At 66.0% G+C, this 4,614-nt stretch carries 4 protein-coding genes; all 4 read right to left on the reverse strand.

What is annotated here, in order from left to right:
- Nucleotides 1–164: 164 nt before the first annotated feature.
- The 4 genes from ABGB08_RS22815 to ABGB08_RS22830 all read right to left on the reverse strand — a co-directional run bounded on the left by ABGB08_RS22815 (nucleotide 165) and on the right by ABGB08_RS22830 (nucleotide 4,571).
- The gene (locus tag ABGB08_RS22815; protein WP_347593430.1) at nucleotides 165–926 is read right to left on the reverse strand and encodes a DeoR/GlpR family DNA-binding transcription regulator; all 762 of its coding nucleotides are present in this window, start codon (nucleotides 924–926) and stop codon (nucleotides 165–167) included.
- A gap of 165 nt (nucleotides 927–1,091) precedes the next feature.
- Nucleotides 1,092–2,933 (reverse strand): asparagine synthase (glutamine-hydrolyzing), encoded by a 1,842-nt coding sequence (asnB, locus tag ABGB08_RS22820; protein WP_347593466.1) that lies wholly within the window; start codon nucleotides 2,931–2,933, stop codon nucleotides 1,092–1,094.
- Nucleotides 2,934–3,000: 67 nt separating this feature from the next.
- A complete protein-coding gene (locus ABGB08_RS22825; protein WP_347593432.1) occupies nucleotides 3,001–3,729 on the reverse strand; it encodes a 4'-phosphopantetheinyl transferase superfamily protein in 729 nt (242 codons plus the stop codon).
- Nucleotides 3,726–4,571 carry a metallophosphoesterase gene (locus ABGB08_RS22830; protein ID WP_347593434.1) on the reverse strand — a complete coding sequence of 282 codons (846 nt, stop codon included), beginning with the start codon at nucleotides 4,569–4,571 and terminating at the stop codon, nucleotides 3,726–3,728. Before ABGB08_RS22830 ends, ABGB08_RS22825 begins: the two co-directional genes overlap by 4 nt.
- Nucleotides 4,572–4,614: the final 43 nt, after the last annotated feature.

Raw genomic sequence — 4,614 nt, forward strand, 5'->3', positions numbered from 1 at the left:
GGTTCCCTGAACCGTGGGGGTATATGGGGTGGCCAACTGATGTACTCCTTCGGGGTGGGCAGCCCTTGCGGGGGCTGCCTGGTGGGGGGAATGCGCCGCTCATCCCCCGGGCATGAGCGGCAGGGCCATGGAGCCGGCGTCGACAGTGCGGTCGAGGGTGGGTGTCACGCCCGGACGATCTCGGGTCCCTCGGCAGCCAGACCGGCGGCCAGCTTGGAGTCGAGCTCGGTATCCGTGATGATCATGTCGATCTCCGCCAGGGTGGCGAAGCGGGCCAGGTAGCTCCCGGTGAACTTCGTGTGGTCGGCCAGCAGCACGGCTCGCTGGGCGCAGCCGATCATCGCCCGCTTGATCGCCGCCTCGGCCGGGTCGGGCGTGGTCAGCCCTCCGGTCGCCGAGCAGCCGTTCGTCGCCATGAAGGCCACGTCCACGTGCAGGTGCGAGAGCTGCTCGAGCGCCCAGTCCTCGACCGTGGCGAGCGTGCGGCCCCGGACCCTGCCGCCCAGCATCAGGACCGTCAGGGCGGGACGGGTGGCCAGCACGGCGGCGAGCGGCGGCGAGTTGACGATGACGGTGAGCTCACGGTCCGTGGGCAGCGCCTGGACCAGGCGGCTCATGGTCGAACCGGCGTCGATGATGATGGCGCCGTCCTGCGGCAACTCGGCCAGCGCCGCCTTGGCGATGCGCTCCTTCTCCGCCGTCATGACCTCGTCCCTCGCCGCGAGAGCGGGCTCGAAGCCGAGCCTCTCGACCGGGATCGCCCCGCCGTGCACCCGCCGCAGCACGCCCGCGCGCTCGAGAACCGTCAGGTCCCTGCGGATCGTCTCCGTCGTGACACCGAACTGCTCCGCGAGTGTGACCACGTCCACCCGCCCGGCGGTCCGGGCCGCGTGCAAGATCTCCTGCTGTCGTTCCTCGGCGTACATGTTGTTTCACCGCCGTTTCAATGGTGTTTCGTATGTGTTTACATCCGTATCTGTGGGCCGTCAAGGTTTCCGGACATCACGAAATGAACGAACCCACATCTGCGGTGGCCGAGGAAGTCGAGCGTGGCGGCGTGGCGAAGCATGACCCGTGGCAGGGCGGGGCGGTCAGGACAGGGCGAACTCGGGTGAGTAGATGTCGATCCAGTAGTACATGTCGATCATCTTGTCGAGCAGGAGCTTCTCGCCGTGCGCGATCTTCGAGGAGTCCGTCTCGACCACCGACTGCACCCATTTCCGGTTGAACAGCGTGAACAGCGGGTTGTGGGGTTCCGCCAGCACCTCTTTGGCCTCAAGCAGCAGGGCGTTCGAGAAGCGGCTGTCATGCATCATCGTCGGGTAGCCGCTCTTCTTCCGATTGAGTACCGACGGCGGAAGCAGGTCCTTCACAGCGTGTCTCAGCAGGCTCTTCTCCCTGCCGTCGAACGACTTGAGCTGCCACGGCGTGTTGTAGACGTACTCGACGAGACGGTGATCACAGAACGGAACCCGCACTTCGAGACCGGCCGCCATCGACAGGCGGTCCTTACGGTCCAGCAGCATCCGCAGGAAGCGGGTCAGGTGCATGTGGAACATGACGCGCATCTGACGCTCGATACGCGACGCGTTGTCGAGGTGATCGACAGCCGCCACGGCCGTCCGGTACTGGTCCCCCAGGTAGGTTTCCAATTTCATGGCCGCCAGCGCTTCCGCTGTGAAAGGCATGAGGGCGGGGTTGCCGCCCTGCGCGCTGAGTAGCGCCGCCATCCAGGGAAAGATGGGGAGTTCGCGGATGTTGTTGTGGAACCATTGGTAGCCGCCGAAGTTCTCGTCCGCGGCCTCGCCGGAGAGCGCAACCGTCGATTCGCCGCGTATCGCTTGAAAGAGCAGATACATCGAGATATCCGATTCGCCAAGACCACTCGGTGTGTCCCGAGCCGTGATCACGGCACGGCGAACGGCCGGATCGGACAGATTCTCCGCGCTCAGCACCACCTGCTGGTGGACCGGCCCGATCATGTTGACCATGTCCTTGACGAATGGCGCGTCCGGGGTGGTCCGAAACGCATCCGGTCTGAAGCGATCGACGTGATCCACGAAGTCGACCGAGAATGTGCGTACCCGATCACCCTTCGCGGTCAGCTTGCGCGATGCGAGGCTGGCGATCGCGCTGGAATCCAGCCCACCGGACAGCAGAACGCACTGGGGCACATCCGAGATCAACTGCCGGTTGACGGTGTCGTCGAGCAACTCCCGGATTCGTTCGACCGTGCTCTTCTGGTCATCGGTGTGCGGTGCCGTTCTGAGCTTCCAGTACGTTCTGGCGTGAATTCCACTCGACTTGACGGTGACGACCGTGCCCGGCTCGACCTCCTGCATCCCTTTCCAGATCGACTGGCCCCCGGCGGCCAACACCGCCGAGCGTATTCCGTTGATGTCGACTGCCTTGCGAGCGAGCGGGTTGGCCAGAATCGCCTTTGGTTCGGATCCGAACAGGAGGCCGTCGCCGGTCGGGTAGTAATAGAGCGGCTTCACCCCCAGCCGGTCGCGGATCAGGACGAGCTTCTGATCACGGGCATCCCAGATGGCGAACGCGTACATCCCGTTGAGGTGCTCGGTTACGCTTTCCCCCCATTCGAGATAACCGTGCAATACGACCTCGGTGTCACTCGACGTACGGAACCGGTGCCCTCGCGCCTGCAGTTCCTTGCGCAGTTCGATGAAGTTGTAGGCCTCGCCGCTGTAGACCAGGACCACCGGGCCGTTCGGGGTGGCGAACTCCATCGGTTGCACGCCACCGTCCAGGTCGATAACCGCCAGCCTTCGGTGACCGAGCGCGGCGTGCCGTTCGATCCAGGTTCCGGAGGCGTCGGGTCCGCGCAGCGCCATGGTGGCGGTCATCGCGTCGACCGTGGCTCGCTGTTCGGTCAGATCCGCGTCATATGACACCCAACCCGTGATCCCACACATAACCGGTCCTCTCAGCCGCGGAAATCGACCGAAACCCGAGCCTAAAGACAATCGGCTAGGAAAATTCCTAGTGCTGGGTGAGCCTGAGGTCGTCCGAGGTTCCCGGGGTGTTCCGGGCGTCCTGAGGGGTGGCGATGACCGCGATGGCCGTGATCACGAGACCTCGGCGTACCAGCCAGCGGCCAGAGAACTCCCGCAACTCGCTGCCGTCGCGCAGCCTCGGTCCCTCGGCCAGCAGCCGGGCCAGGAAACCGCCCCCGACCGGGTCGAAGGTGATCGACGCCTCGCTGAAGTCGAGGCGCGGCTCCCGCAGCGGGGCCAGCGGGAACCACGCCTTGTAGACGGACTCCTTGGCGCTGAACAGCAGCCGGTCCCATCGCGCCGACGGATCGCGCCGCAGGAAATCCGTCACCCAGCGCAGTTCCTCCTCGACCGCGATGGCCTCCAGGATGCCGGCGGGCAGCGGCTTGTTCGGCTCGGCGTCGATCCCCAGGGTCGTGATGTCACTCGACCGGGCGACGGCGGCGGCACGGTATCCGGTGCAGTGGGTGATGCTGCCGACGACATCGGCCGGCCAGACAGGCGCGCCCTTGGCGCCCGGCACCACGGGCACCCGCGGGTAACCCAGGCGGCCGAGCGCGTTGCGGGCGCACCAGCGCGCCGTGGTGAACTCGCGGCGGCGCTTCTCCACCGCCCCGCTGATCACGGCCTGCTCGGCGGGGAACAAGGCGCATGGCTGCGAGTCGTCGTACGCCTCCGACGACATGATCGCGCCGGGCAGCAGGTCCTCGATCATGGCGTGAGTTCGCGGGCCAGCAGGATCGACCGCGCCGGACGGGGGATCGCGCCCCGTCGCCGCCACTCCCGCGGATATCCCAGCGAAACCTCCTCGAAGCGAACTCCGTCGTACCAGGTCGTGCGTGGGATGTGCAGGTGGCCGTACACGACCACGGCCGCCCGGTATTTAAGGTGCCAGTCGGCGGTCCGCTCGGTCCCGCACCACTGGGCGAACTCCGGATAACGCAGGACGCGGGTGGGCTGACGTACCAGCGGATAGTGATTGACGAGAACAAGCGGGTAGTCGGGATCGCACGCCGCCAGCCGGCGCTCGGTCGATTCCACTCGGGCCCAGCACCATTCCTCGCGGCTCGGATAGGGGTCGGGATGCAGCAGCATCTCGTCCGTGCACACCACACCCGTCTCGTACGCCATTGCCAGCGACTGCTCCTTCGTGGCCATGCCGTGGACGCGGAACGAATAGTCGTACAAGAGGAAAAGGGGCGCGATGGTGACCGGCCCCCCGGGCCCGTCCCAGATCGGGTACGGATCCTCGGGCGTGCGAATTCCCAGGCGACGGCACATATCCACGAGATACCGGTACCGGTGCTCGCCGCGAAGCTGGATCGGGTCGTCCTTCGGCGTCCACAGTTCATGGTTGCCCGGCGCCCAGATGACCTGGGCGAAGCGGCGGGCCAGCAGGGTGAGCGCCCATTCGATGTCCGCGGCGAACTCGCCGACGTCACCGGCGACGATCAGCCAGTCCGCCTCGGACTCAGGCCGGAACTCTTCGACGAAGCGTCGATTCTCGGCGTAGGCGACGTGCAGGTCGCTTACCGCGAGCAGATTTCGCGCCTTCATGATGTGGTCGGTTCCCCCCGTACGATCCGGAATGGTGACGGAC

The organism is Acrocarpospora sp. B8E8, from assembly GCF_039871605.1.
Classification (GTDB): Bacteria; Actinomycetota; Actinomycetes; order Streptosporangiales; family Streptosporangiaceae; genus Acrocarpospora; species Acrocarpospora macrocephala.